Annotated in this window: 40 protein-coding genes; 5 read left to right on the forward strand and 35 right to left on the reverse strand. The window is 38.7% G+C overall.

The features are described from left to right. Window positions 1-128: 128 nt before the first annotated feature. The 3 genes from K9N40_07585 to K9N40_07595 all read right to left on the reverse strand — a co-directional run bounded on the left by K9N40_07585 (window position 129) and on the right by K9N40_07595 (window position 4,467). Complete coding sequence (locus tag K9N40_07585; GenBank protein MCF7814323.1) at window positions 129-2,345, reverse strand: T9SS type A sorting domain-containing protein; 2,217 nt, start codon at window positions 2,343-2,345, stop codon at window positions 129-131. Between the two features lie 924 nt (window positions 2,346-3,269). Then, window positions 3,270-4,022, reverse strand: a complete 753-nt coding sequence (locus K9N40_07590) for an RNA methyltransferase (protein MCF7814324.1) — start codon at window positions 4,020-4,022, stop codon at window positions 3,270-3,272. 34 nt (window positions 4,023-4,056) lie between these two features. Further along, on the reverse strand, window positions 4,057-4,467 hold the full coding sequence (locus tag K9N40_07595; protein MCF7814325.1) for a hypothetical protein: 411 nt from the start codon (window positions 4,465-4,467) through the stop codon (window positions 4,057-4,059). 128 nt (window positions 4,468-4,595) lie between these two features. On the opposite strand from K9N40_07595, the gene K9N40_07600 reads away from it, so the two are divergent. Then, window positions 4,596-5,678 (forward strand): DUF362 domain-containing protein, encoded by a 1,083-nt coding sequence (locus K9N40_07600; GenBank protein MCF7814326.1) that lies wholly within the window; start codon window positions 4,596-4,598, stop codon window positions 5,676-5,678. Window positions 5,679-5,687: 9 nt separating this feature from the next. Next, window positions 5,688-6,095 carry an acyl-CoA thioesterase gene (locus K9N40_07605; protein ID MCF7814327.1) on the forward strand — a complete coding sequence of 136 codons (408 nt, stop codon included), beginning with the start codon at window positions 5,688-5,690 and terminating at the stop codon, window positions 6,093-6,095. A 235-nt stretch (window positions 6,096-6,330) separates the two neighbouring features. On the opposite strand, the gene mgtE is transcribed toward K9N40_07605, so the two are convergent. Beyond that, window positions 6,331-7,662, reverse strand: coding sequence for a magnesium transporter (mgtE, locus tag K9N40_07610; GenBank protein MCF7814328.1), 1,332 nt, complete (start codon window positions 7,660-7,662; stop codon window positions 6,331-6,333). Window positions 7,663-8,181: 519 nt separating this feature from the next. On the opposite strand from mgtE, the gene K9N40_07615 reads away from it, so the two are divergent. From K9N40_07615 to K9N40_07625, 3 genes are all read left to right on the forward strand, one after another. Continuing rightward, entirely contained in the window at window positions 8,182-8,703 is a 522-nt protein-coding gene (locus K9N40_07615; protein ID MCF7814329.1) for an HAD-IIIA family hydrolase, read from the forward strand. Window positions 8,704-8,732: 29 nt separating this feature from the next. After that, window positions 8,733-10,007, forward strand: coding sequence for a 4Fe-4S binding protein (locus tag K9N40_07620; GenBank protein MCF7814330.1), 1,275 nt, complete (start codon window positions 8,733-8,735; stop codon window positions 10,005-10,007). A gap of 535 nt (window positions 10,008-10,542) precedes the next feature. Next, the gene (locus K9N40_07625; protein MCF7814331.1) at window positions 10,543-10,803 is read left to right on the forward strand and encodes a bacteriophage holin; all 261 of its coding nucleotides are present in this window, start codon (window positions 10,543-10,545) and stop codon (window positions 10,801-10,803) included. A gap of 149 nt (window positions 10,804-10,952) precedes the next feature. Here K9N40_07625 and rplQ read toward each other — a convergent pair whose 3' ends face one another. From rplQ to tuf, 31 genes are all read right to left on the reverse strand, one after another. Beyond that, entirely contained in the window at window positions 10,953-11,348 is a 396-nt protein-coding gene (rplQ, locus tag K9N40_07630; protein MCF7814332.1) for a 50S ribosomal protein L17, read from the reverse strand. Window positions 11,349-11,359: 11 nt separating this feature from the next. After that, window positions 11,360-12,376 (reverse strand): DNA-directed RNA polymerase subunit alpha, encoded by a 1,017-nt coding sequence (locus K9N40_07635; protein ID MCF7814333.1) that lies wholly within the window; start codon window positions 12,374-12,376, stop codon window positions 11,360-11,362. A 14-nt stretch (window positions 12,377-12,390) separates the two neighbouring features. Then, window positions 12,391-13,026, reverse strand: coding sequence for a 30S ribosomal protein S4 (gene rpsD, locus K9N40_07640; GenBank protein MCF7814334.1), 636 nt, complete (start codon window positions 13,024-13,026; stop codon window positions 12,391-12,393). A gap of 10 nt (window positions 13,027-13,036) precedes the next feature. Further along, on the reverse strand, window positions 13,037-13,432 hold the full coding sequence (gene rpsK, locus K9N40_07645) for a 30S ribosomal protein S11 (protein ID MCF7814335.1): 396 nt from the start codon (window positions 13,430-13,432) through the stop codon (window positions 13,037-13,039). Between the two features lie 9 nt (window positions 13,433-13,441). After that, the gene (rpsM, locus tag K9N40_07650) at window positions 13,442-13,813 is read right to left on the reverse strand and encodes a 30S ribosomal protein S13 (GenBank protein ID MCF7814336.1); all 372 of its coding nucleotides are present in this window, start codon (window positions 13,811-13,813) and stop codon (window positions 13,442-13,444) included. A gap of 18 nt (window positions 13,814-13,831) precedes the next feature. After that, window positions 13,832-13,948, reverse strand: coding sequence for a 50S ribosomal protein L36 (gene rpmJ, locus K9N40_07655; GenBank protein MCF7814337.1), 117 nt, complete (start codon window positions 13,946-13,948; stop codon window positions 13,832-13,834). Between the two features lie 22 nt (window positions 13,949-13,970). After that, window positions 13,971-14,192: a translation initiation factor IF-1 gene (gene infA, locus K9N40_07660; GenBank protein ID MCF7814338.1), complete on the reverse strand. Its 222-nt coding sequence runs from the start codon at window positions 14,190-14,192 to the stop codon at window positions 13,971-13,973. A 3-nt stretch (window positions 14,193-14,195) separates the two neighbouring features. Then, window positions 14,196-14,960: a type I methionyl aminopeptidase gene (map, locus tag K9N40_07665; protein MCF7814339.1), complete on the reverse strand. Its 765-nt coding sequence runs from the start codon at window positions 14,958-14,960 to the stop codon at window positions 14,196-14,198. A gap of 36 nt (window positions 14,961-14,996) precedes the next feature. Further along, a complete protein-coding gene (secY, locus tag K9N40_07670) occupies window positions 14,997-16,307 on the reverse strand; it encodes a preprotein translocase subunit SecY (protein ID MCF7814340.1) in 1,311 nt (436 codons plus the stop codon). A 1-nt stretch (window position 16,308) separates the two neighbouring features. Next, complete coding sequence (gene rplO, locus K9N40_07675) at window positions 16,309-16,761, reverse strand: 50S ribosomal protein L15 (GenBank protein MCF7814341.1); 453 nt, start codon at window positions 16,759-16,761, stop codon at window positions 16,309-16,311. A gap of 17 nt (window positions 16,762-16,778) precedes the next feature. Then, window positions 16,779-17,369 (reverse strand): 50S ribosomal protein L30, encoded by a 591-nt coding sequence (gene rpmD, locus K9N40_07680; protein MCF7814342.1) that lies wholly within the window; start codon window positions 17,367-17,369, stop codon window positions 16,779-16,781. Continuing rightward, window positions 17,370-17,921, reverse strand: coding sequence for a 30S ribosomal protein S5 (rpsE, locus tag K9N40_07685; protein MCF7814343.1), 552 nt, complete (start codon window positions 17,919-17,921; stop codon window positions 17,370-17,372). It lies immediately after the preceding gene. Window positions 17,922-17,930: 9 nt separating this feature from the next. Continuing rightward, the gene (rplR, locus tag K9N40_07690) at window positions 17,931-18,305 is read right to left on the reverse strand and encodes a 50S ribosomal protein L18 (protein MCF7814344.1); all 375 of its coding nucleotides are present in this window, start codon (window positions 18,303-18,305) and stop codon (window positions 17,931-17,933) included. A 14-nt stretch (window positions 18,306-18,319) separates the two neighbouring features. Then, window positions 18,320-18,898, reverse strand: a complete 579-nt coding sequence (gene rplF / locus K9N40_07695; GenBank protein ID MCF7814345.1) for a 50S ribosomal protein L6 — start codon at window positions 18,896-18,898, stop codon at window positions 18,320-18,322. Window positions 18,899-18,912: 14 nt separating this feature from the next. Continuing rightward, entirely contained in the window at window positions 18,913-19,326 is a 414-nt protein-coding gene (rpsH, locus tag K9N40_07700) for a 30S ribosomal protein S8 (GenBank protein MCF7814346.1), read from the reverse strand. 41 nt (window positions 19,327-19,367) lie between these two features. Further along, complete coding sequence (locus tag K9N40_07705) at window positions 19,368-19,553, reverse strand: type Z 30S ribosomal protein S14 (GenBank protein MCF7814347.1); 186 nt, start codon at window positions 19,551-19,553, stop codon at window positions 19,368-19,370. A 13-nt stretch (window positions 19,554-19,566) separates the two neighbouring features. Continuing rightward, window positions 19,567-20,109: a 50S ribosomal protein L5 gene (gene rplE / locus K9N40_07710; protein ID MCF7814348.1), complete on the reverse strand. Its 543-nt coding sequence runs from the start codon at window positions 20,107-20,109 to the stop codon at window positions 19,567-19,569. A gap of 11 nt (window positions 20,110-20,120) precedes the next feature. Beyond that, window positions 20,121-20,426, reverse strand: coding sequence for a 50S ribosomal protein L24 (gene rplX, locus K9N40_07715; GenBank protein ID MCF7814349.1), 306 nt, complete (start codon window positions 20,424-20,426; stop codon window positions 20,121-20,123). A 44-nt stretch (window positions 20,427-20,470) separates the two neighbouring features. Continuing rightward, complete coding sequence (rplN, locus tag K9N40_07720; GenBank protein ID MCF7814350.1) at window positions 20,471-20,839, reverse strand: 50S ribosomal protein L14; 369 nt, start codon at window positions 20,837-20,839, stop codon at window positions 20,471-20,473. A gap of 10 nt (window positions 20,840-20,849) precedes the next feature. Continuing rightward, the gene (rpsQ, locus tag K9N40_07725; GenBank protein MCF7814351.1) at window positions 20,850-21,101 is read right to left on the reverse strand and encodes a 30S ribosomal protein S17; all 252 of its coding nucleotides are present in this window, start codon (window positions 21,099-21,101) and stop codon (window positions 20,850-20,852) included. Further along, a complete protein-coding gene (rpmC, locus tag K9N40_07730) occupies window positions 21,091-21,294 on the reverse strand; it encodes a 50S ribosomal protein L29 (protein ID MCF7814352.1) in 204 nt (67 codons plus the stop codon). Before rpmC ends, rpsQ begins: the two co-directional genes overlap by 11 nt. Continuing rightward, complete coding sequence (gene rplP, locus K9N40_07735; protein ID MCF7814353.1) at window positions 21,294-21,710, reverse strand: 50S ribosomal protein L16; 417 nt, start codon at window positions 21,708-21,710, stop codon at window positions 21,294-21,296. Before rplP ends, rpmC begins: the two co-directional genes overlap by 1 nt. Window positions 21,711-21,719: 9 nt before the next feature. Continuing rightward, the gene (rpsC, locus tag K9N40_07740) at window positions 21,720-22,367 is read right to left on the reverse strand and encodes a 30S ribosomal protein S3 (protein ID MCF7814354.1); all 648 of its coding nucleotides are present in this window, start codon (window positions 22,365-22,367) and stop codon (window positions 21,720-21,722) included. Further along, the gene (gene rplV / locus K9N40_07745; protein MCF7814355.1) at window positions 22,351-22,716 is read right to left on the reverse strand and encodes a 50S ribosomal protein L22; all 366 of its coding nucleotides are present in this window, start codon (window positions 22,714-22,716) and stop codon (window positions 22,351-22,353) included. The genes rpsC and rplV overlap by 17 nt, the downstream gene beginning before the upstream one ends. A 52-nt stretch (window positions 22,717-22,768) precedes the next feature. Then, complete coding sequence (rpsS, locus tag K9N40_07750; GenBank protein MCF7814356.1) at window positions 22,769-23,029, reverse strand: 30S ribosomal protein S19; 261 nt, start codon at window positions 23,027-23,029, stop codon at window positions 22,769-22,771. 9 nt (window positions 23,030-23,038) lie between these two features. Continuing rightward, complete coding sequence (rplB, locus tag K9N40_07755) at window positions 23,039-23,866, reverse strand: 50S ribosomal protein L2 (GenBank protein MCF7814357.1); 828 nt, start codon at window positions 23,864-23,866, stop codon at window positions 23,039-23,041. A 14-nt stretch (window positions 23,867-23,880) separates the two neighbouring features. Next, window positions 23,881-24,168: a 50S ribosomal protein L23 gene (locus K9N40_07760; GenBank protein ID MCF7814358.1), complete on the reverse strand. Its 288-nt coding sequence runs from the start codon at window positions 24,166-24,168 to the stop codon at window positions 23,881-23,883. Continuing rightward, on the reverse strand, window positions 24,168-24,800 hold the full coding sequence (gene rplD, locus K9N40_07765) for a 50S ribosomal protein L4 (protein MCF7814359.1): 633 nt from the start codon (window positions 24,798-24,800) through the stop codon (window positions 24,168-24,170). The genes K9N40_07760 and rplD overlap by 1 nt, the downstream gene beginning before the upstream one ends. Window positions 24,801-24,814: 14 nt before the next feature. Next, entirely contained in the window at window positions 24,815-25,438 is a 624-nt protein-coding gene (gene rplC / locus K9N40_07770; GenBank protein ID MCF7814360.1) for a 50S ribosomal protein L3, read from the reverse strand. 11 nt (window positions 25,439-25,449) lie between these two features. Next, complete coding sequence (gene rpsJ, locus K9N40_07775) at window positions 25,450-25,839, reverse strand: 30S ribosomal protein S10 (GenBank protein ID MCF7814361.1); 390 nt, start codon at window positions 25,837-25,839, stop codon at window positions 25,450-25,452. Then, a partial coding sequence (gene tuf, locus K9N40_07780) for an elongation factor Tu (GenBank protein ID MCF7814362.1) occupies window positions 25,778-25,992 on the reverse strand: 215 nt, incomplete at its 5' end. The genes tuf and rpsJ, both read right to left, overlap by 62 nt.

Consider the following 25,992-nt stretch of genomic DNA (forward strand, 5'->3'; position numbering starts at 1 on the left):
GGCAACGGCTCCGGCTGAAAACCTCCGGAGCCATGCCGGCAAGTCTGTTCTTGGACAATGCCTAAAAAAATCCATTAACGCAACTGCTTGTAAAGCAGTTCTTTAAAAACACATATGGTCATTTGATACTATTTCAGCAATAACATTTTCTTCGAAATTTCCTGTTTATTTATTAAGAGTTTGTACAAATATATACCTGAACCTACATTCTTACCATTAACATCTTTTCCATCCCAGGATACCGAGTGTTCTCCAGTTGTGAAATTACCTTGAGCCAGTTTACGCACGATCTGTCCCTTTGTGTTGTATATTATCAGGTCAATATGTTGATCTAAAGGTAATGAAAAATAAATCTCAGTAGTTGGGTTAAATGGATTGGGATAATTCCCCTTCAGTTGTATACTTTCTAAGTTAGGCGTTTCATTTTGTTCTTCTTCAATATTTCCAAACATAACCACAGAATTATTCTGTTGACCGGAAATAACTGAACCTTCTTCAAATTCTCCCGTTTCTGGATTCAAAACTTGATAACTTTTTACAGGAATATTTAAACTTCTAACGTTAGTTACAATCTCGAAGTTATAGGGAATCGGTTCCCGGCTTACGCCATCAGGATAAACCAGGATCTGTTCACATTCATCATCAACTACAACTGCCCCAACGCAAACATCATCCTGAAATACTCCAATTTCCATTACTTCTTCCGGAATATCAACAACATCTATTACTTCGTATTCAGCAGCTTCTGAAAATGCAAAATTTTCCGATTCACCTCTTGATTCCGGTTCTTCTGCAGTTCCAGAAGATGTCCAATAGAAATTGTTGATCTGGGTTGTTCGTTCAAATCGAACTATATATCCTTTACCGTATTCCAGCGTTTTACCTTCCACAGACTCAGAAACTGGTTCTGCCTGTCCGAAACCACGATTGTTACTGTTTTTGTTATAGTACCAGTCTTCTGCCCAAACTTCTTCTACATATGTCCAGAAATCATCTCCAAATGCATCAACTATATTTTGCGATTCCGGCAACCAGTAACCCATCCAGTTTTCTGTATTAACGCCAGCTACTAAATTATAGTCTAAAGGATTATTTGCAACTACTCCTAATCGATATCCCTCTAATGGAAGATAGTGATAACCTTCTTCTGCAGTATATAATTTATAACCGTAACTGGACTTGACATTATAAGATGTTGGATCCCAGCTACCTTGATCATATTCGAGTACTGGATTTTGTTCCGTAGAATAAAAAAGTAAGTTGAGATCAATAAAAGGCCAATTCAGGAATTCTTCAAGTATAGGAGGTACATTAACATCTTCATCATCCTCTCTTTCAAGTCGTGGGAAAGACAACCAGTTCCAGTGCTCTCCTTTACAGTATTTAATATCAGTGCTTGATTCAAAACATCCTATATCAATACGTACATCTCCCCCTGTTGTATTAGGATCACCAGCATCGATGCAGGGACTGCCTTCCAGAAGGTAATACTCGTATGGCTCTTCAGGGCAGAATTTGGGGTCAGTGTTAACTAAATTTCCAGAACCCCATGTGAAGTAAGGAGTGTTTTGATAGCCAGAATGAGTAAAGCAACTATATGATATTGTAACATCTGAGCCATAAGGTCCAATAGTAATACCAGCAGATGAAAAAATACAATTTTTGATAGAAGCATCAGCAGCAAGATATAAGTAAAGACCATATGGAGAATCAACAAATGTATTATTTTCGAAGTTACCATGATAATTTGAGCTTGCATTCATAATATAAAATATCCCATCATCATATAGATTATTCTTATAATTTCCATAAGCTTCAGGATTAGAATTCAATGAATAATCCTCATTTAAATAAATTGCATATTGCGCTGAATTATTTCGGAATATACAATATGATATTTCCTTCACATGATCATCACAATTCCATGACTCAAGAATATTTCCATTTGATAAATCATTATCTTCAAAAATACAATTAGTTATGGTATTCACACCATCATGAAAAACTACAGCAGCATCACCCCAAGAAGCACCTGTTACTGTAAATCCTTCAAATCTTTCAACATGACTTTGAGCATTTAAACAGCTGCCCCAAAAATATGGTGCAGAAATAATACAATCATCTGGTCCATTAACAGATTCAAAAATCAAATCAGTTTTCCCATTTGGTATTTCAATGTATTCTTCATAAACACCATCATATACAAGGATTGTATCATCGTCTAAAGCTGCATTGACGGCGGCCTGGATAGTAGAGTAAGTACCACCCGGCCAAACTGTTCTAATGGTTGCAATAAGTGAATAACTCATAATAAAATATATAATTGCTAATATGATCTTTTTCATCTTTTCCTCCATAAGTTTTTTGTTTTTTTATTCTCAAATTCTAAATAAAGCACGAATCGAAATGAAATCACTCAAACTTATTCTTACAGGAATAATCTCTCATTCTGCCCTCCTTCAAATCAAAACGAAGGAAGAGAGACCACAAATTTACCAGTAAGCATATTCATTAAATCTACTTACTATTTGACATCAGCATGATGATAATTAGTTTATGTTCTCGGGAAGAGGGTTGTGGAGATTTTGCTTTGGCACTAACCTTGCTTATCGAAACTCTCTCTTCCTTTTTGTTTTAAATAATTTCTTAAAACATGGTCTATTCACTTACCTTTATTAACAGTAACAAAACAAGATTTATAGATTCGATGTGTCAAACGATTTTCAGAAAAAAAACAGATAAGGTTATCTTATTTATTATGAAATATTTACGACAGTTAACATCCTTTCCGAAACCTTCTCTCGCAAACTCTTCTTTATTGGTTTCGGAAAGTTCTGAAAAATCCCTAAATAACATTCGATAAGAGATTTTTATTATACTTTTCCGACAGCTAATAATAGAAGTGCTGAGAGAAGCTGACGGAAAATGATTAACCTTCTCAATGGTCGAATAAAATGAGACCTCGAATGGTTAATTCAAAAAAAAACAAAATTGGTGAAATCGTCTCGATTGAGCTTAAATTTTTTACTGATCGACTTCGATCAATCTTAATCATAATTTTCGAGACGAAAAGAATAAACACTTAGACTCCACGAGACGTGAAGTCCAACAAACAATCCGTGTTTATCTGCGGTTAAAAGAGATTCTTCCAAACTGTGCCGGCGTAGTTTTTCGAAGCCGTAAGAACAACGTGCAAGACTCGTTAGAATGAGAAAGTTTTTTGTTTTATCAGTGTCTATCAGCGGTTTTTAGATTACACTTCCTAAAAATTACTCATCCCACTGCCTGATAGCTTCGTAACAGGCAATTGCTGCTGTTACGCCAACATTCAATGAGTTTTTCCAACCGGAAAGAGGAATCGAGACAGTTTCATCTGCTAACTCTAAAGTTTCTTCCGAGATTCCTAATGCTTCATTTCCCAGCAGTAAAGCTGCCGGTTTCGTAAAATTAATCTTGCCAATATATTTTGCATTTACAGTTGTTTCCAAGGCAAAAATCGTGATATTTTTTTCTCTTAAAAATTGAATCGCTTTCTCTGTTTTTTCGAAATGCTGCCAATCGACAAATTCTGTAGTTCCCATTGCTGTTTTCTGTACTTTTTCATTATTGGGAGTTGCAGTGTATCCGCACACTAAAATTTGTTTCACTCCAAAACATTCTGCTGTTCTGAAGATAGAGCCCACATTGAAAGAAGATCGCAGATTATCCAAAATTAAATAAAGCGGTTGTTTCTGCTTTTGTTCTCTTAAGCCATCTTTTTTTAATATCTCCGGATCCGTTAGTTCCTGACCCAATCTACGTTCCAAAGGAACAGCGAATTCCAGGAATTGCCTGATCGTAGCTTTTTTCAGATCGATCGAGATCGGAACTCCCAACCAGTTCAAACATTTTTCAAATTCTTTGACCAGATTTTGTTTTTCTTTATCATCCCATTTATTATGAATTTCTTTGATGAACTCATTTATTATTTTTTGTTGTTTTTGGAAGTTGAATGAAGTGAATTTTTTCTGCGTATATTTCATATATAAAAAAGGGAGCTTTTCAGCTCCCAAAATGTTATTTAATTCTTTTAAGTTCTTTCTGCTGACCGCCTTTCTTGTATTTCTCGATATCAATTTTCAATTGGGCATTTTCAGTTTTTAACTTTGAATTTTCATTTTTCAAACTGGAATTTTCGGAACGCAGCTTGGCGTTTTCACTTTTCAATGAGTTGTTCTCAGATTCCAGTTTGTCATATTTCATTTTTTTAGCTTTCAGATCTTTGTTTTCCTGTCGGATTTTTTCCACTTCATCCATTAAAACTTTGTAAGCATTATAGGTGGAATTATACTTCTTTTCCATACTATAGTACTCTTTTTCCCAATCTTTCTTCATTTTCTTACGTCCGCCTGTTTGCTGTTCTACCTGTTGAGCAAAAACAGAAACTGCCAGACACGCGATTATCAAAAACACAATGATCTTCTTCATAAATCCTCCCATCTTTTATGTTCTATATAATTCCAAACATTCCAAACGATATTTATGCTGGCAAGAGAAATCTGCTTGACAGCCAACTTTAGATCAGAAGTTTGATAAAATTATAAGGAGAAAATATTATGAGATTATTTAGTTGGAAAGCAATTATTCTGCTCATTTTAATGTTTTGTCTTTTTCTATCAGCGCAGAATTCCAAACAAACTGAACCTGCAAAAGTATATTTTACCAAAGATATTTCGGCTGCTGGTGTAGAAAATATTTTCCAATACATAAATGAAAATGTAAATGGAAAAGTAGCGATTAAAGTTCATTTTGGAGAAGATGGAAACAAAACTTTTCTGAACCCTGAAATGGTAAAAGGCCTGGCAAAACAGCTCGATGCAACTTTAGTTGAAACCAATGTACTTTACGTGGGAAAGCGTCGTTATACGGAAAGCCATATCAAACTGGCCAAAAAGCATGGATTTGATTTTGCACCGATCGATATCCTGGATTCAGAAGGCGAAAAAGTAATTCCGGTAAATACATCTCATTACCAGCAGATCAAAGTGGGAAGTCACATGGATAATTATGGTTCTTTCCTTATCTATTCTCACTTCAAAGGTCACGGAATGGCAGGTTTTGGCGGAGCTATAAAAAATGTTGCGATGGGTTTAGCTGCAATTTCCGGTAAAATGGCAATGCATGCTTCTTCTATTCCGACTTATTCTCCCAGCAAATGTATCAGTTGTAATCTCTGTGTTCCTGAATGCCCGGGAAATGCAATCACAATTGATCCGCTGGTAATAGATGCTGACAAATGTATCGGTTGCGGAACCTGTATCGGAATTTGCCCTCAGCGTTGTTTTGGCGTTCCCTGGAGCAGTACAGATCGCAGTGTATTTATGGAACGTTTGTGTGAATATGCCAAAGGAATTACCGATAATTACAACATGGTTTATATAAATGTTCTGGCAAATATCACGCCAGCTTGCGATTGCGCCGGTTGGCCCCAAAAACCCTTTATGGATGATATTGGAATTGTTGCTTCCAACGATATTGTTGCTGTGGAACAAGCCAGCCACGATCTGGTAGATAAGGCTCATAACTGCGATAATACATTCCTGAAAGAAGTGAAGGTGAACGGCAAAAGACAAATCGAATATTCTGCTGAGCTGGGAATGGGCAACAGAAATTATGAACTGATCGACATTGATAAATAGCGAGGAATAATGCCTAGAAAATTGGAGTATAAACGCAAAATATTTGGTTATGAATGTGATGTTTACGGACATTTGAACAATGCAAATTATCTGCACATCTACGAAGAAGCAAGAGCAGATGCACTGGAGCAAATGCAAATTCCTATAAGGGAGCTGGCAGAAATTGGATATCACATTTATCTTACAAATATTGAATTGGAATTTATTAAAGGATTGCCCTTGGAAAGCAAAGTTACAATTCGATCTCATATTGAGAAATCGAATCGACTTCAATCTACCTGGATTCAGGAAATCTACAATGAAGCTGAAGAAATTTGCAGCAGTGCTGTGGTGAAAGGAGCATTTGTAAAGAACGGTAAACCGACCAGAATCTCAAAAGAACTTTATAAGGTTTTCCAGCTAAATTCCCAAGAATAAAATATTCTTGTACAATACGTTTTTAAAAAATTTGATTAAAGAAAATTCTTAAATTTGACTATCACCGTGGCAGAGCCAAGGTGTATTTCGCTAAATTTATTTCAGCAAGCTGAAAATCGAATTTTCATTATTTACCCCTCTCCGGCTACTGCCGGATCTCCCCTCAAACGGGGGAGAAAATTTGGAAAACCCCGATGCAGAGCAGCGAGGAATTCTTTCGATTAAAGATATTTTTCTACAGAAAAATAGAAGCCAATCCCAAAAATGAAGCAAAACCACCTATATCGGTAAGCATTGTGATGATAATGCTGGAAGAAAGTGCCGGATCAACTTTGAGTGATTTCAAGATCACCGGAATAAGCGAGCCGACAAGACCTGCAATGAACATATTGCAAACCATGGCAATTCCCAACACAGCGCCCAACATAATATTTCCTTTCAAAAAATAAGCTATCAGCATCGCTGCCGAACCTATCAAGACACCATTGATCAAACCCACTGAAACCTCTTTGAAGATAGCTTTTCCAGCATTTCTCATGGTAAGTTCACCCAAAGCAATTCCGCGCACGATTACCGTAAGAGTTTGCGTTCCAGAATTCCCACCCAAACCTGCTACGATCGGCATTAATACAGCCAGAATCGAGAGATTAGCAATTGTCTCTTCAAAAATTCCCACCACACTGGAAACCAGAAGAGCTGTAAATAAATTCAAAGTGAGCCAGGGAAGGCGTTTTTTTACTGAGTTGATCGGTTTGGTGAAAACTCTATCCTCGCTTTCCAAGCCCACCATTTTGTAGGCATCTTCCGAAGCTTCCTCATCGATAACATCGATGATATCATCTACTGTAATACGGCCCAGAAGAACATCATTTGCATCTACAACAGGTAAAATATAGATATCATATTTACGAAACATGTGAGCAACCTGCTCCTGATCCATATTGACGGGAACGGATATAATATCCTTTTCCATTATATCTTGTGCTCTATCATTTTTCTTTGCCAAAAGAAGCCTGGTAACTTCCAGAATACCTTTTAATTTTTCATCTTCATCTGTAACAAAAAGATAGTGAAAATTCTCAACATCTTCATGATTTTCTCGAATGTATTCGATCATCTCATCCCGCTTCATGTTCAGCAACACAGAGATGATCTCTTTCTGCATCAAACCACCGGCAGAATCCTCATCATAAACCAGAAGCTCTCGGATCTCATCAGAATCTTCTTTATCAATTTTTTCCAGAACTTCCTTCAGTTGATCTTCATCAAGCTCCGCAGCAAGATCTGTAGCTTCATCGGAATCCATTTCATCCATGATCTCTATTAGGCGGTTTTGCTTTATGCTTTCCAAAATTTCATCAAGAATTTCATCGTGCAGATCAGGTAAAACTTCAGAAGCAATTTCAGTTTCCAGTAGAGAAAATGCCGGGATTTGATAATCGGCAGGTAAATGATTGATAACAGAAGCAATATCTTCAGGTCGCATCTGATTCAGGTTAGACCGCAATTTTTCAGAATTTTCATTTTCAAAAAAATCCAGAATTTGATCCAAAGTCATGTTTATCATTGTTTCCCTCCTCGAAAATTCCGGCAAAGTTTTACTCGAAGCCGAATCACACAGTTACTTTTATGTGAAATTATCAGGTTACGGAATTTTGTCCATTTTTTTATACGAAGTAAACCTTTGATTTTTTTTCCACGCACACCCGAAATATATTTATTTTGCAGTAATCAACAAAAAAAACAATAATTTCATTTTTTTCAAGCCCATGAATTTATTCATGGGAAAAGCAAACAAAACCTTTTATAGTAACCATCTCAATGGTTTATTATTTTGCAAACGGTTGGAACCGTTGTCCGATATATTTCTGGTATCAAGATTCCCACGAATGACCCTGTGAAATTGAATTGATTTCACAGCTTAAAAATTCGTGGGCTTTACTGGATAAGGTTTTGGACGGTTAAAATAGCAACAATTTCATTTATTACAATAAATTAGGTTTATACCTTTCAAATTTTTCGGGGTATGCGTGTGATTTTTTTTTTTCTGATTGACATAAAGAAAATTAAAATATCTATCTTCTTCATGAATAAAAAAAGATATAAACTTATTATTTTTGATGCAGATGACACTTTGAGATTTTGTACTGTTCCCGGTCAACCATGCCCAAATAGGCCAGGTGAATGGAAATTGCACAACAACGTTAAAGAAAAACTGGCAGACATTAATTGGGGCTCTCCCCAGGAAGGCAAAACCGCTTACGGAATTGCCAGTAATCAAGGTGGTGTAGGAGTTGGTTATTATTCTGCAGAAATGGCTTTCCAATTATTGAAAGACACATTTACAGCAGCTTTCGGTTTTGAACCAATCGATGAAGTTATTCAAATGTGCATTCCCAAACCGGAAGAAAATCCAGCCTGCCGCAAACCAAATCCAGGAATGCTCAATAAAATAATGAAATACTGGCAGATAGAGCCGTTAGAAACACTCTTTGTTGGTGATCGGAAATCGGATCAAGAAACTGCCGAAAATGCTGGTTGTGATTTTACGTGGGCAAAAGATTATTTTATATTTAGCAACGAACAAAATGAACAAAAGATTGAATAATGTAAAAAAAAATTAAATAGGAAAAATTTATGGCACATCGAACCTTAAAAGGCAGTTATTCCCGTTTATCTGAAAGGTTAAATCGTTTTCCACAGGGAGCTCCAGTTTCCGATCTTTTATTTAAGATCCTCAAGATCATTTTTAACGAAAAGGAAGCTGAACTTGTTTCTACATTGCCCATTAAACCTTTCACCGTAAAAAAAGCTGCGAAAATCTGGAAAATGGATGTTGTTTCTGCTCAAAAATATTTAGATCAACTTGCCGGCAAAGCCATCCTGGTAGATGTGCAGAAAGATGGAGAATCTGTTTATACACTCCCTCCGCCCATGGCAGGATTTTTTGAGTTTTCCATGATGCGTTACCGCAAAGATATCGATCAGAAAATGCTGGCAGAACTGTTTTATCAATACATGAATGTGGAAGAGGATTTCATCAAAGAGCTTTTTACAAATGGCGAAACTCAGCTGGGCAGAACCTTTGTGAACGAACCAGCACTTCCGGATGATGAATCGCTTCACGTTCTGGATTATGAACGTGCTTCCGAAGTAATTCAGACGGCAAGTCACATGGGTGTGGGAATATGTTATTGTCGTCATAAAATGCAGCATCTGGATAAAGCCTGCGCTGCTCCGCTGGATATTTGTATGACTTTTAACAGCTCTGCAGAATCTCTCATCAAACATGGATTTGCCAGATCTGTAGATAAGAAAGAAGGAATGGATCTTTTGCAGGCAGCTTACGACAATAATCTTGTTCAGTTTGGGGAAAATGTTCGTAAGAGAGTAAACTTCATCTGCAACTGCTGCGGTTGCTGCTGCGAAGCTATGATAGCACAACGCAGATTTTCGGCTCTCAATCCAATTCATACTACAAATTATCTTCCAGAAATTGATACAGAAAAATGTACCGGCTGCGGAAAATGTGTGAACATTTGTCCTGTGGAAGCAATGACTCTAATTTCTGCCAACGATCCCAAAAGTTTAAACAGAAAAATAGCCAAACTTAATGACGATATCTGTCTGGGTTGCGGTCTTTGTGTTCGTGCCTGCCCCACTTCGGCTATTAAATTGATACAAAGAGATAAACGCGTGATCACTCCTTTGAACAGTGCTCATCGAGTTGTGTTGATGGCAATCGAACGCGGAAAATTGCAAAACCTGATTTTTGATAATCACATCCTGCTCAGTCATCGCGCTTTAGCTGCCCTGTTTGGAGTTATCTTCAAACTTCCACCCGCCAAACAAATCCTTGCTTCCAAACAGATGAGATCACGATATCTGGAGAAGATACTGGAGAGGATTTAAACAACTATGCTGGATGAATCTGCAAGTGAATGTGTCGCTTAAAATCAAAAAATTGATTCACTCTGAAAAAAACCATCATATTGAGGAACTCTTCTTGGCAAACGACGAAATATTGATTTGTCTATCCTTCGTCAATCTCCTTTGAATGAATTCCTCAGGATGACGGAAAATGATGTCGTCTTCCGGAGGTCACTTTTAGCTTTGCACTCGACTGTGTCCGGCGAAGCTTTGCGAAGACGGAAGGATCTCGTGAGAATTCTGGCAGCTTAACTTCTCGATCAGGAGTGATCGAGATACAAAAAGTCTTCTCGTTCCAAAACTCCAGTTTGGGAATGCAATTTCCAACGAAACTCCGTTTCGTGATCCTTCATACCTGTACCGGCGTAGTTTCTCGAAGCCTTAAGAGCAACGTTTTTACACACCCCGTCAGCTTGGCCGCCACCCCTCTCCAGAGGGGAATTTTTCAGAGTGACAGAAAAAAACCTTGCATTCCGCTTAACCCTCCGTTTTATTTGGTTTTAGAAGGAGGTGCAAAATGAAATTGAACGTTAAAGCATTTGGACTTACCTGTGGATTAATTTGGGGGTTAGGTCTGATGATCATTACCTGGTGGATAATTCTGTGGGACGGCTCGATGACTGCTTCAACCTTTCTGGGAAGAGTTTACCGCGGTTATAATTTTACTTTTCTGGGCAGTATCTTCGGCTTGATCTGGGGTTTTTTCGATGGACTTATCGGAGGTATTATTTTCGCCTGGCTTTATAATAAATTGTCAGGAAAAAAAAGGGAGAAATAAAGCCTTATGACTTTTAGACATTCCATTCTCGACTCCTTTCACTTCATTTTCGAGTCGAGCCTGGGAAAATTTTGCTATAAAAAAACAGCCGCCGATCGTTAGATCGGTGGCTGCAATTTTATACAGAATTTAAGCGCTTAAATTCCTGATTATTTTTTCTTTTTTTCTTTAGTTTCTTTGGTTTCCAATTCATTACCAACGAATTCGATGATGGCCATTGGAGCCATGTCACCCTTGCGATAACCATTTTTCAGAACGCGTGTATATCCGCCTTCTCGTTCAGCCATTTTAGGAGCGATCTCATCAAATACTTTTTTTACCAGGTCACGATTTTTGAGAACTTTGTAAACCTGACGACGATAATGAATAGTATCTTTTTTGGCATGAGTGATCATTCTTTCTGCCAGACCACGAACTTCTTTGGCTCTCGCCAATGTTGTATTAATACTTCCGTATTCAACCAGTGAGATCACCAGGTTTCTCATCATGGCTTCACGATGATCTTTTTCCAAACCAAATTTTCTACCACTTACTCTATGTCTCATAATTCAAATCCTTATTTCTTGATAGTTACTCTGTTTTTTGCATCTTCGATCTTTTTCCGGATCGTATCAACATTCATACCGAGGGAAAGATCATAATCATCCAAAAGAGATGTGATCTCTTCCAGAGATTTCTTTCCAAAGTTACGATATTTCAACATTTCATTTTCGCTTTTGGAAACTAATTCACCGATTGTATCGATCTTGGCTGCTGCCAGACAGTTGCTGCAGCGAACAGATAATTCCAGTTCGTTTACAGCTGTATCCAGAATCTTGTCCATTCTTTCCAGTTCAGGATCCATCTCTACTTCTTCGATGTATTCCGGTTCTGTTTCGAAAAGTACAACTCTGTCATACAGATCTCGCAGGATCTTTGCTGAAAGATACAAGGCATCTTTCGGGTCTACACTACCGTCTGTGCTTACTTCCATGATCAATTTATCATAATCGATCTTTTCGCCAACACGCTGATTTTCTACCATGAAATTAACTTTATTGATCGGAGAATAAATGCTGTCTACAGGAACGATTCCCTGCAAAGTCATTTCTTCTGTATCATGCTTTTCGGCAGGATGATAGCCGCGACCGATTCCAACCCACAATTCCATGCGGAAATCTTCATCTTGGGTCATTTCCAAAAGCTCGAGTTCTTTATTGATTATTTTCACATCACCAGTTTCTTTAATTTCTGCTGCTGTGATCATGCCTTTTCCCTTATGTTCCAAAACCAGTTTTTCTTCGTTGATGGAATCGCATTTGATAACCAGTTTTTTCAGTTTCAGGATCAGATCGATATAATCGGAAGTAGAGCCTGGAATTGGAGCAAATTCATGATGTAACCCTTCGATCTTTACAAAACGTACTGCTGCACCCTGAATAGAAGACAACAGAACACGGCGCAAAGTATTTCCTATTGTAGTTGCAAATCCCTGTTCCAGTGGACCAATCTCAAATTTTCCAAAGGTAGGACTGTAGCTCGCTTCATCTACCTGAACTTTCTCGGGTAATTGTAAAGGTTCTATGAACTTCATAAACTTCCTCCCTATTACTTGGAATAATACTCAACAATCAAACGTTCATCAACATCCAACTGGATCTGTTCTCGTGTCGGAATATTTAAGATCTTACCTATGAAATTGTCTTTATTTACTTCGAACCATTCTACGGAATCAACTTCAGTAGAAGCTTCGATCGCTTCTTGTACAAGCGGCATTGTTCTGCTTTTTTCTTTTATTGTAATTTCATTTTCCGGTCTTACCAGGAAAGAAGGAATATTCACCTTGCGTCCATCTACCTGAATATGACCATGTCGAATGATCTGACGGGCAGATTTGCGGGAAGGTGCAAATCCCATTCTATATATTACATTATCAAGTCTGCATTCCAGGATCTGTAACAGGTTTGTACCTGTAACGCCTGTTTTTTTTGCAGCCATTTTAAAATATTTTCGGAATTGTTTTTCCAGTATTCCATAAATTCGACGAACTTTCTGCTTTTCTCTAAGGTGAATTCCATAATCACTCAAACGTTTACGGAATCTCTTTCCACTTCCATGATCGCCAGGAATATAGGCACGACGTTCAAAAGCACATTTATCGCTGTTGCAGCGTGCGCCTTTGATAAAAAGTTTAGTGCCTTCTCTTCTACATAATTTACATGATGGTCCAGTATATCTAGCCATATCTACACCTTTATACTCTTCTAGTTTTTCTGGGTCTGCAGCCGTTGTGTGGAATCGGAGTTGTATCTGTGATCATAGTGATCTGCAAACCGTTTGCATCTAAAGACCTGATAGCAGATTCACGGCCGCCACCGGGTCCTTTCACAACTACTTGAACTTTATTTATTCCCATATCCAAAGCTGCTTTTGCAACTTCTTCGGCAGCTAACTGTGCTGCAAATGGGGTACTCTTCTTGGATCCCTTGTAACCGATCTTACCGCCAGAAGACCATGTAAGAACGTTTCCGGCTTTATCGGAAAGAGAAACTATGGTGTTATTGAAGCTGGAATGAATGCTGGCAACACCTTCGTTGAACGAAAGTCTTACTCGCTTCTTTTTTGCTCTTGTTTTTGCTTTTTTTGCCATTATAGTCTCCTATTTCCTCTTTCCTGCACCAGAACCTTTTCTGCGTCCACGTCTTGTTTTAGCATTGGTATGAGTTCTTTGTCCTCTTACCGGCATGTTTTTCTTATGACGCTGACCACGATAGCAATCGATCTCCATTAAACGTTTGATATCCATTGCTGTCTGAGTTCTGAGTTCACCTTCCACGATATAATCGTTTTGGATGAGTTCTCGGATAAGTTTTTCTTCTTCCAGAGAAAGATCTTTCACTTTTTTATTTTCATCAATGTTAACTTTACTAAGGATTTCGCGGGAAGTTGTCCTTCCAATCCCATAGATATAGGTAAGTCCGATAAGAACTCTTTTGTCCCTAGGTAATTCGACTCCTGCTATATGTGCCAAGCTCAGCCCTCCTTTTATTTAACCTTGACGCTGCTTATGTTTGGGGTTTGCAGGGCAGATAACCCTGATAACACCATTTCGCTTGATTATTCTGCAATCTTTGCAGATCTTTTTTACAGATGCTTGAACTTTCATCATCATCTCCTAATTTATAAAATCATTTATAACGGTAAATTATTCTCCCTCTGTTTAAATCGTAGGGAGATAATTCAACTTTAACTTTATCACCTGGCAATATCCGGATGTAGTGCATTCTCATTTTGCCGGAACTATGCGCCAGAATCTCGTGTCCGTTTTCTAATTCCACTCTAAATGTGGTGTTCGGTAACGCTTCAGTTACCACACCTTCTACTTCGATCACACCTTCTTTTGCCACCATAGATCATCTCCTGTACAGAGTTAAGATTTCCGGCTCATTTTTCCCTATCAGGATCGTATGCTCAAAATGCGCCGACAATGAGTTATCTTCCACAAAAAATTCCCAACCTTTTTCGATAACACGGTTGGTTCCGATATTAACCATTGGTTCTATTGCAATTGTCATTCCACTTTTCAGGCGCGGACCTTTTCCGGCAGCACCAAAATTGGGAACGGCAGGATCTTCGTGCAGTCTGCTTCCGATTCCATGACCGGTAAGACTGTCAGCTACAAAATAGCCGTTTTTCATCACAAACGATCCAATTGCATAAGAAATATCACCGACTCTATTTCCTTCTCGCGCTGCAGCGATTCCTCTCTGCAGAGCTTCTTTTGTTATATCCATCAGTTTTTCTGCTTTTTGGGAAATTGTTCCAACTTTGTAGGTTCGAGCAGCATCTCCATAAAATCCAGATTTTAGAACACCAACATCGATACCGATAATATCACCTTCCTGCAAAATATCTTCTTTGGAAGCAATACCATGCACAATGCAGGAATTTACTGATGTACACAAAGTAGAAGGAAACGGATCCAAGCCAGGAACTTGATATCCTTTGAATGCTGGAATTCCACCTTCCGATCTGATAAGATCTTCGGCGAAACGATCCAGCTCAAAAGTATTTACACCTGGTTTGATGATACTTTCCAACTTATGAAGAAGTAATGCCACGATGCGGTTTGATTCCCGCATTTTTTGTATTTCCTGCTGATTCTTGATCGTGATCATTCTTCTATTTTCACTCTATATAATAATTAATGAACATTAACCGCGACGTCCGCGCAGTTTACCTTTCTTCATGAATCCTTCGTAATGTCTCATTACAAGATGAGATTCGATCTGTTGCAGAGTATCTAAGGCAACACCAACGATAATGATAAGTCCGGTTCCACCAAAATAGAAAGGCAGATTTGCCCACTTACTCATAAATTCTGGAAGAACAGCTACAAATGCAAAGAACAAAGCACCTGGCAGCGTGATGCGAACCAGAACGCTGTTGATGTAATCGGAAGTTCTTTTTCCTGGTTTACGACCGGGAATAAAACCACCGTACTTTTTCATATTCTCTGCCATTTCGATCGGATTCATCACCATTGCGGTATAAAAATATGCAAAGAATACGATGAGTGTAACATACAATACTGTATAAAGCCAAGCTCCTGGTGAAAGAACCTGCACGATTGAATTCATAAAATCACTATCTTTGAAGAAAGTTGCGATTGTGCGAGGAAACATCAGGATAGCTTGCGCGAAAATGATGGGAATTACACCAGCTGTATTCACTTTTAGTGGAATATGAGTGCTCTGACCGCCATAAACTTTTCTACCCACGATTCTCTTAGCATATTGCACTGGTATTTTACGCTGACCTTCTGTAACCAGCACAACCGAAGCTGTTACTAATACCATTACTACAAGAACAGCAACTGCCAGGAAAATATCCATAGCTCCGGCTCTCACCATTTCGAACATTTGCATAAAACCCTTTGGGTAGCGAGCAATAATACCTGCGAAAATGATAAGAGAAATTCCATTACCGATTCCTTTTTCTGTAATCTGCTCACCAAGCCACATGATAAACATAACGCCGGTAACCATAGTGATTACACTGGTAAACAGAAAAAGCGGACCGGGATGCGGAACTGCGCCTTCTACGCCGGATTGCAGGAATACACTGATTCCGATAGCGTTGAAAGCTGCGATAAATACTGTTCCATATCTGGTGTATTGAGCTATTTTCTTCTGACCTTCGGCTCCTTCTTTCTTCAATCTTTCGAAGAAGGGAATTACCCCGCCTAAAAGCTGAATTACAATTGAGGTAGTGATATAAGGCATAATTCCAAGAGCAAAAACGGAAGCTCTTCCCAGATTTCCACCTACAAACAGGTCGAACATTCCAAACAGGTTACCACCGGATTTGCTGGCAGATCCCAGAAATTCTCTCAATGCAGATGCGTTTATACCAGGAATAGGAATAAAACTTCCCAGACGATAAATCACCAAAATCAATGCAGTGAACAGTACTTTCTTTTTCAGATCGGGAATCTTGAATATATTGGATATGCTTTTTAACACTTTAGATTACCTCCGCCGTTCCACCTGATTTCTCGATCAATTCTTTGGCTTTCTCAGAAAAAGCATTAGCCCTGACAACTATCTTCTTATCAAATTCTTCACCGCCATTGGCCAGAATTTTAACAGGAGCAACTTCACCGGCTTTTGCTTTTCTAATGAGATTCAGATTTTCTAATTTTTCAATATCAAATTCTGCTTCATCAATTTTCTGCAGTGTTTCCAGATTTACAAGTCTGAACTGCTTTTTGAAGATATTTTTGAATCCTCTTTTAGGAAGACGACGCTGCAGGGGCATCTGACCACCTTCAAACCAGGCTGGAATGCTTCCACCGGAGCGAGACTTTTGACCTTTGTGTCCACGACCGGCTGTTTTGCCCGTACCTGAACCATGCCCTTTGCCCAAGCGCTTCTTATTTTTCTTCACATTAGGACGTTCAATGTTATGAAGTTCCATTGTTTCTCCTTATCCTGCTACTTGTCTTCAGATTTTTTATCTGAGTCTTTCTTTACAGTTTTCTTTGTTGTTTCTTTTTTTGCTGTAGTTTTCTTTGTTGTTGTTGCTTTCTTTTTAGTTGTTGTTTTTTTAGCTGCAGGCTTTTTCTTTTCGACGGTTTCTTTCTTTTCTTTTTTAGGTTCAGCCTTTTTTTCTGTTTTGGCTGTTTTCTTTTCTACCGTTTTTTTCTTTGTTGTTTTCTTCTTGGTGTCTTTTCCTTTTGATTCATCTTTTTTTGCCACGGTATCCTTAGAAGAATCATCAGCTTTTTTTACAGTTTTCTTGGAAGTAATTTCTTTCTTAGCTGAAGTTTTCTTTGCGGGTTTTTCCGCTTTTTTCTTGGCAGCAGGTTTTGCTGCTTTTTTCTTAGGAGTAGATTTCTTTACGGGTTCATCTACTTCTTCTACCTTTACAAGATGAATCACATTGTGAATCATGCCGCGAATCACGGGATTATCATCATGCATTCTGGAACGGCCTATTTTACCAAGTCCCAAAGCTGCAATAGTTCTTTTTTGACCTTCTTTTCTATTAATTATGCTGCGGATTTGAGTAACCTTGAGTCTCATTTACTTTTCCTCCTCCGCTTTCTTACCTTCAATTTTCTTTCCTGTAAGTTCTTCCACAGTTTTTCCGCGTAATTTGGCAACTTGCGAAATAGTACGTAACTGCTTCAAGCCGATCATAGTTGCTTTCACTACGTTTGCAGGAGTGTTTGATCCTTGAGATTTGGTAAGAATATCTTGTATTCCAGCCGCTTCCAAAATGGCACGGGCTGGTCCACCAGCAATAACTCCAGTACCAGGAGAAGCAGGACGAAGCATGATCTTGCTGGCACCATAACGGCCAATAATTTCATGCGGAATAGTTCCATTCACAATAGGAACTTTTAACAAATTCAAACCAGCTCTTTCTTTGGCTTTGCGGATAGCATCAACGATTTCGTTCGCTTTTCCAATTCCTACACCAACTTTACCATTCTTATCGCCAACCACTACTGTAGCATTAAAACTGAAATTTCTACCACCTTTCACCACTTTGGCTACACGGTTTGTTGCAACGATTTTTTCTACTTCAAAAAGTGGTTCGTTGTTTCTTTTATTTCTTCTCTTATTTTCCAAAAGTTCCTCCTAAAATTTCAAACCGGCTTTACGTGCGCCATCTGCCAAAGCTTTTACACGGCCATGATAAAGATAACCACCTCTATCAAAACATACTTCTTTGATGCCTTTAGCAATTGCCATTTCGCCCAGTTTCTTGCCGACTTCGAAACTTTGTTCGGTTTTCTTCTTCGATTTATCAATTTTGGCTACTTTGGAAAAAGAGGAAAAAGCAAGCATCGTAGTTCCGTTAGTATCATCGATAATTTGAGCACGAATGTGATTCAAACTTCTGAATACTGCCAGTCTTGGTTTTTCGGGTGTACCGAAAATCTTCTTTCTGATCGCTTTTCTTCTTTTCGTACGAGCCAACGTTCTTTTATAAGTTGCACTAGTTTTATCCATAATGTCTCCTTTCCCTATGCTGTAGCACCAGCTTTACCAGGCTTAATGCGAACATATTCACCTTTGTAGCGGATACCTTTACCAGTTGCATAATTTAGCGGAGGACGACAGCGTTTGATTTCTGCAGCAAATTTACCAACATCTTCTTTGTCGATACCACTTACCTTGATAGCTGCCTGCACACCGAGAGCACCTTGTTCACGACGGGGAATTAACTTAGCTTCTACATCCAGATTTTCTGGAACTTCCATCAAAATATCGTGGGCAAAACCAACAGAAAGCTTCAGCCAGGGACCAATTCTTTCAGCAGAATAACCGGTACCGATAATTTGAAGTTCTTTTTCAAAACCTTCGGTAACACCGATAACCATATTGTTGATGAGAGCACGCGTAAGACCATGCAAAGCTTTTTGCGGCCTGGAATCATCTTCACGAGAAACGATCAATTCACCATCTTTTTCTTCAACTTTTATTCCCGGTTGCAAAGTATAATCCAATTCACCTTTCTTACCGGTAATAACAACTGTATTTCCTTTTAAATTAGATTTAACACCTTCTGGTAATTTAACAGGAGTTTTTCCTACTCTAGACATTTCATATCCTCCCTTTACCAAACCTTACAGAGATATTCTCCGCCAATTTTCTGCAGGCGAGCATCTCTGTCTACCATTACACCTTTGTTGGTCGAAAGAATAGCACAACCTGTATTATTATATACGGAAGGAATGTTTTTGGAGTTAACGTAAACTCTGAGACCAGGTTTACTAACTCTATCAATTCCTTTCAAAACAGGTTCACCATCATTGGTGTAACGTAAATTTAAAAATATTTGCTTTCTATAGATCTTCTTGGCAGTATCTCTTTCTACGATTTCGTAGCTATTGATGAATCTTTCTTCTGCCAGGATCTTAATGATAGCTTCGTTTACTTTACTGTGATTCACAGTAACAGTTTTGTGATCGGCCCGATATGCGTTCCTAATTTTAGTAATAGCATCAGCGATCGGATCTGTCAAACTCATTTCTTCTCCTTTTATCTCCGGTTTCTTCTATCCGGCCGGTATTACCAGCTAGCTTTTTTAACACCGGGAATTTGGCCTTCACCAGCTAATTTTCTAAAACAAATACGGCACATACCAAAGTCCCTCATGTAAGCTCTGGAACGTCCGCAGATTTTGCAGCGAGAATATTTTCTCGTAGAAAATTTGGGAGTTCTTTTTTGCTTTTCAATCCATGCTTTCTTAGCCAAATTGACTCCTTATTTAATTCTTTTTAAATGGCATGCCCAAGAAGCGAAGAAGTTCTCTGCCCTCTTCATCTGTCTTGGCGGTTGTCACGATCGAAATATCCATTCCACGAATGGCATCGATCTTATCATAGTCTATTTCTGGAAATACAGTTTGTTCTTTCAAACCTAATGTGTAATTTCCACGTCCATCAAATGATTTAGCTGGAACACCACGAAAATCTCTTACTCTTGGAATTACAATGTTGATAAGGCGATCGAGAAATTCATACATGGTTTCGCCACGTAATGTAACTTTACATCCAATAGGCATTCCTTCTCTCAATTTGAAGTTTGATATCGATTTTTTTGCTTTTGTAATGATCGGTTTACGACCGGTGATCATTGTAAGCTCTTTTACTGCATTATCCAGGATCGCTTTGTTTTCTGTAGCAACCCCAACTCCCATATTAACTGATACTTTTACCAGTTTGGGAGCACGATGAATATTGTCGTAAGTAAAATGCTTCATCAATGCGGGAACTACATCTTTTTTGTATTTTTCGTTTAATCTATTCATTCCCCTCTCCTCTAAATTTCATCGCCAGTTTTTTTGCAGGAACGAACCCTGTTCTGACCAACTGTCTTGAATACGGCGTTAGTTACATCGCCGATCTTTTCGTTATAAAGTTTTACATTGGAAACGTGGATCGGTCCTTCACGCTCGATGATACCGCCTTGAGGATTTTGTTGAGTTGGACGAGTATGTTTCTTGATAAAATTCACTTTTTCCACGATCACCTTATCGGTGCTGGGAAAAGCTTTCAGAACTTTACCTTTCACGCCTCTATATTGGCCAGAAAGAACAACGACCGTGTCACCCTTTTTTATCCTCATCTTGTTTCCTACTTTCTTTTTTATCTTTTTCAGCATAACGACTCCTAAAGAACTTCCGGTGCAAGAGAGATGATCTTCATAAAACCATGTTCTCTTAATTCACGGGCTACGGGTCCAAAGATACGAGTTGATTTCGGTTCCAATTTTTCATCAATGATAACTGCTGCGTTATCCTGGAAACGAATATATGTTCCGTCTGGTCTTTTCACTTCTTTGTGAGTACGCACGATCACAGCTCTTTCTACAGAACCTTGTTTGATCTTGCTGTTTGGAACTGCTGTTTTCACGGTGACAACAATTATGTCTCCCAGACTGGCATATCTTCTTCCGGAACCACCAAGCACCTTGATACATTGTGCTTTTTTGGCACCAGAGTTATCTGCAACTGTTAAATTTGTCTGAGCTTGTATCATTTCAGACTCCTTATTTACTTCTTTCGATTATTTTGGTGAGAATCCATTTCTTGTGTTTACTGATCGGTTTATGTTCGCTGATAAGCACCACATCACCCATCTTACATTCATTATTCTCATCATGTGCTTTAAATTTGTTGTGTCGTCGTACGATCTTTTTGTAGAGTGGATGTTTGTACTGTCGTTCCACTCGAACAACGATCGTTTTATCCATTTTATCGCTGACAACAACACCTGTTTTGGTTATTTTTCTATTTGGCATCGTTACCTCTTTCCAACTCGGTTAACAAGGTTTTAACTCTGGCAATATCTCTTTTCACCTGACGAATTTTCATGGGATTTTCCAGGCGATTTGTAGATTGCTGAAAGCGAAGGTTGAAAAGTTCTTCTCTCAAATCCAGTTCTTTCTGATTGAGCTCATCAACAGTAAGCTCTCTAAGATCTTTCATTTTCATTATTCAACCCCTTCTCTCATTACTAATTTAGTTTTGAATGGTAATTTATGACCAGCGAGATTAGCAGCTATTTTAGCTGATTCAATTTCTACACCTTCATATTCAAAAAGGATACGGCCTGGTTTTACTACTGCAACCCAGTATTCCGGAGCTCCTTTTCCTTTACCCATACGAGTTTCTGCCGGTTTAGCTGTAATTGGTTTATCCGGAAATACTCGAATCCAAAGTTTACCTGTTCTTTTCATTTGACGAGTTATTGCTACACGAGCAGCTTCTATCTGACGGCTTGTGATCCAACCAGCTTCCAATGCTACTAAAGCATAGTCGCCAAAATTGATTGTACTGCCACGATAAGCCAGACCGCGTCGGCGGCCTTTCTGCATTTTTCTATATTTAACTTTCTTTGGTGCTAACATTGATCTCTCCTAGTTCAGGATATCGCCTTTGTATATCCAAACTTTAATTCCAATTATGCCGTAGGTTGTATTCACTTCAGTAAGAGCATAATCAATATCTGCTCTTAATGTGTGCAGAGGAGTTCTACCTTCCTGATAACGTTCGGTACGAGCCATTTCTGCTCCGCCCAAACGACCTGCACATTGAACCTTGATTCCCTGAGCTCCACCTCTAAGTGCGTTGCGGATGGCAAATTTCATCGCTCTACGGAAAGAAGTTCTACGCAATAATTGAGAACCAATTTCCATTCCTACTAATTTGGCATCACACCAGGGATCTTTGATTTCCTGAACATTCACAAAAACGTTTGCGTCATTATTTTTACCTTTATTGATAAGAACTGTCAGCTCGTTTCTGATCTTTTCAATCTCTGAACCTTTACGGCCGATAACCTGTCCCGGTCGGGCAGTATGGATATCAACTGTTACAGATTTCGTTTTTCTTTGGATCAAAACCTTTGAGATCATTGCGCTTTCCAATCTGTTTTTGATATATTTCTTGATCTTGAGGTCTTCATGAAGATTTTCAATGTAATCTTCTTTTGTGGCGAACCAGGTGGAATCACAATTCTTGTTTACACCAAGTCTATAACCAATCGGATTAACTTTCTGTCCCAAGGGTTTCCTCCTGTTTTTTGTCCAAAATTTCCAGTGTTATATGGCAAGTTCTTTTTCTGATGATTGTGGCTCTACCTTGCGCACGAGGACGATGCCTTCTCATGATAGGACCGTCATCGGCAAAAACTTTGCCAACGTACATTTCATCGATATTGGTCTTGCCTTCTTTCATTGTAGCGTTTGCTATTGCAGAATCAAGGAGTTTTGCAACATCGGATGCTACTCTTTTCTTCGAGAAAAGCAATATTTTCTGGGCTTCGGGTACCGATTTGCCGCGGATCAGGTCAAGTACTAATCTTGCCTTACGGGCCGAGCCTCTCAGGTTCCGAACTCTTGCTACTGCTTCCATTACTTTAGCTCCCTTTTCTAATTTATCTATTAATTCTCAATACTACAGGTCACTATTTGATTTTGTGACCACGGAATGTTCTGGTAGGAGAAAATTCTCCCAACTTATGACCTACCATATTTTCGGTTATATAAACGGGTACAAATTTGCGACCGTTATGAACAGCAAATGTGTGTTCAACGAATTTTGGTAAAATTGTAGATCTTCTGGACCAGGTTTTGATAACCTGTTTTTTGCCAGCTTCATTTAAAGCATCAACTTTCTTTTCCAGATGTGCATCTACAAAAGGTCCTTTTTTAATTGATCGAGCCATAGTTATTCCTTACCTCTTTTTAGATTTGATGATATACTTGTCAGAATATTTACGGGTTTTACGGGTTTTTCCGCCTTTTGCCAATACGCCCCAAGGAGATACGGGATGGCCACCGCCAGATGTTTTGGCTTCACCACCACCCATTGGATGATCAACCGGGTTCATCACAACACCACGAACTGTTGGACGAATTCCCATCCAACGCTTTCTACCGGCTTTTCCAATTACCAGAGAACTATGTTCGGTGTTTCCAACCTGGCCAATCGTAGCATAGCATTCTTTTCTAAGAACATGTACATCACCAGAAGGCATACGTACATGAACGTAATTTCCTTCTTTTGCCACAAGTTGTGCATATGTTCCGGCACTACGAGCTATCTGACCGCCGCGTCCTTGCTTGAATTCAATGTTATGAATTACAGTTCCCAGTGGAATGTTGTTCAAGGGAAGTGCATTTCCAACTCTGATTTCTGCTTTGGGACCGGAATTAACGACATCATCTACTTTCAAACCGATAGGTGCCAAAATATATCTTTTTTCTCCATCTTTATAATAAAGAAGAGCGATTCTTGCACTTCTGTTTGGATCGTATTCAATCGTTGCCACTCTGGCAGGAATATCATATTTATTTCTTTTAAAATCAATTACACGGTAATGTCTTTTGTGTCCACCACCACGATGACGGCAAGTAATACGTCCATGGTTGTTTCTACCAGCTTTTTGATGACGTTTCTTGAGCAACGATTTTTCTGGTTTATCCGTAGTGATTTCATCGAAAGTGAAACCAGTTTTAAATCGCATCGTTGGTGTTTTAGGTTTATATTTCTTGATTCCCATTTGTACTCCTTATCCTAAGCTTCAAATTCAGCTATGGAATCACCTTCTCTCAATTTAACGATAGCTTTTTTCCAATCTGCTCTTTTTCCGCTGTACCTGCCCATTCTTTTAACTTTACCACGTTGACGAATTGTATTTACATCCAGTACATGAACGTTAAAGATTCTTTCAATGGCATAACGGATTTCAATTTTATTGGCATTGATGCTTACTTTGAAAGTGTAGCTGTTATTAGCATTTTGAATTGAGGATGATTTTTCCGTGATGATCGGGGAAATTACTATTTCTCTTGGCTGTTTCATTAGGCAAATACCTCCTCCAATTTTTTCAGAGCTTTTTCTGTGATTACCAGGCAGCTACAATTAAGTACTTCATAAGCATATGCGCAATCGGCTCTATCCATATTTACAAAAGGAATGTTGTTGAAGGAGTTTATGATATTTCTATCACTGTTCTCGATCAGTAATAATTTTTTACTTTTTTCCGGAGTGATTTTATCAAGAAGATTTTTGGCCATTTTAGTATTAGCTTTTTCAAAATCGAGTGATTCAACAACAACAACCTGCTTGGCTTCTGCTTTCTTGGTAAGAGCAAGTTTTAAAGCAAGATTTTTCTTCTTTTTAGGAATTGGTTTATACCAATCTTTTGTTTTGGGTCCAAAAGCACGTCCACCACCCACACGCAAAGGTGTACGCAGATTACCAGGACGGGCATTTCCTGTTCCTTTCTGACGGAACAGCTTTTTCCCACTTCCGTGTGCTTCAGCTCTAGTTTGAACTTCTGATGTTCCTTGACGCTGGTTTCCCAGATACATGTTCACAACTTCATAAAGCACTGCGGAGGGATTTTTTGATTCTGCAGCAAACAAAGATTTGGGAAGAGTGATCTTTCCTACTTCTTCGCCCTGCATAGAAAATTTATTTACTTTTAACATTTATTTCTCCCAAATTACAGTTCTTTTCTTAATCGAACGATTCCATTTCTGTGACCGGGAACTGCACCTTTTACCATCACAAGATTCTTTTCCAAATCTACTTTGATAACTTTGCAGTTCAGCACAGAAACTTTTTCCATACCTGTGTGTCCCGGTAATTTTTTACCTTTGAATACGCGGGATGGTGTAGCACATTGTCCGATAGCTCCTGGTCCACGATAAGATTCGTGTACACCATGAGTTGCCTTGAAGCCATGAAAATTATGTCGTTTTATTACACCTTGAAATCCTTTACCTTTGGAGGTTCCGCTGATTTCGAGGATCTCATTTTCTACGAACATACTAACATCAAAAACTTCGCCTTCTTCAATATCTTTGTACATTTTTAAACGGAATTCTCTCAAATACTTATAATATGGACTATTATGTTTCTTAAAATGTCCAGTTTGTGGTTTTTTCAGTTTTTTCTCGTCAACTTCTTCGTAGCCAAGCTGCACTGAATCATATCCGTGCATTTCTTTGGTTTTACGATGAATAACTCGACAAGGGCCTGCCTGAATAACTGTTACTGGAACTATTTCACCATTTTCGCTAAAAACCTGAGTCATTCCGAGCTTCTTTCCAATTAATCCTATCATTTCAAGCTCCTTTACGCCTTGATCTCTACATGCACTCCAGCAGGCAAACTAAGTTTTTTGAGAGCACCTGTTGTTTGCGGAGTAGGGTTAACGATGTCGATAAGACGTTTATGGACTTTCATTTCAAACTGTTCTTGAGATTTCTTGTTCACATGGGGAGATTTGATAACAGTGTAAACTGATCTATCTGTGGGCAGTGGGATCGGTCCAACTATTTTTGCGCCAGTATTTTTTGTATTCTTCACGATCTCTGCAACAGATTTATCAAGTAAACGAAAGTCGTAGGCTTTCAGTTTAATTCTAATTATATTATCACCTTTTTTCACTATTTCCTCCGGCTTATTCTTGGATATCGCCAACAACGCCGGCACCGATAGTTCTTCCACCTTCGCGGATTGCATAACGAAGACCTTTCTCCATTGCGATCGGGGTAATCAGTTCTGCCTTGATCGATACTTTATCGCCTGGCATTACCATCTCCACGCCTTCGGGAAGGGTCAAGGTTCCGGTTACGTCGGTTGTTCGGAAATAGAACTGTGGTCTATATCCACTGA

It is taken from the genome of Candidatus Cloacimonadota bacterium, assembly GCA_021734245.1.
In the GTDB taxonomy this organism is placed as follows: Bacteria; Cloacimonadota; Cloacimonadia; order Cloacimonadales; family TCS61; genus B137-G9.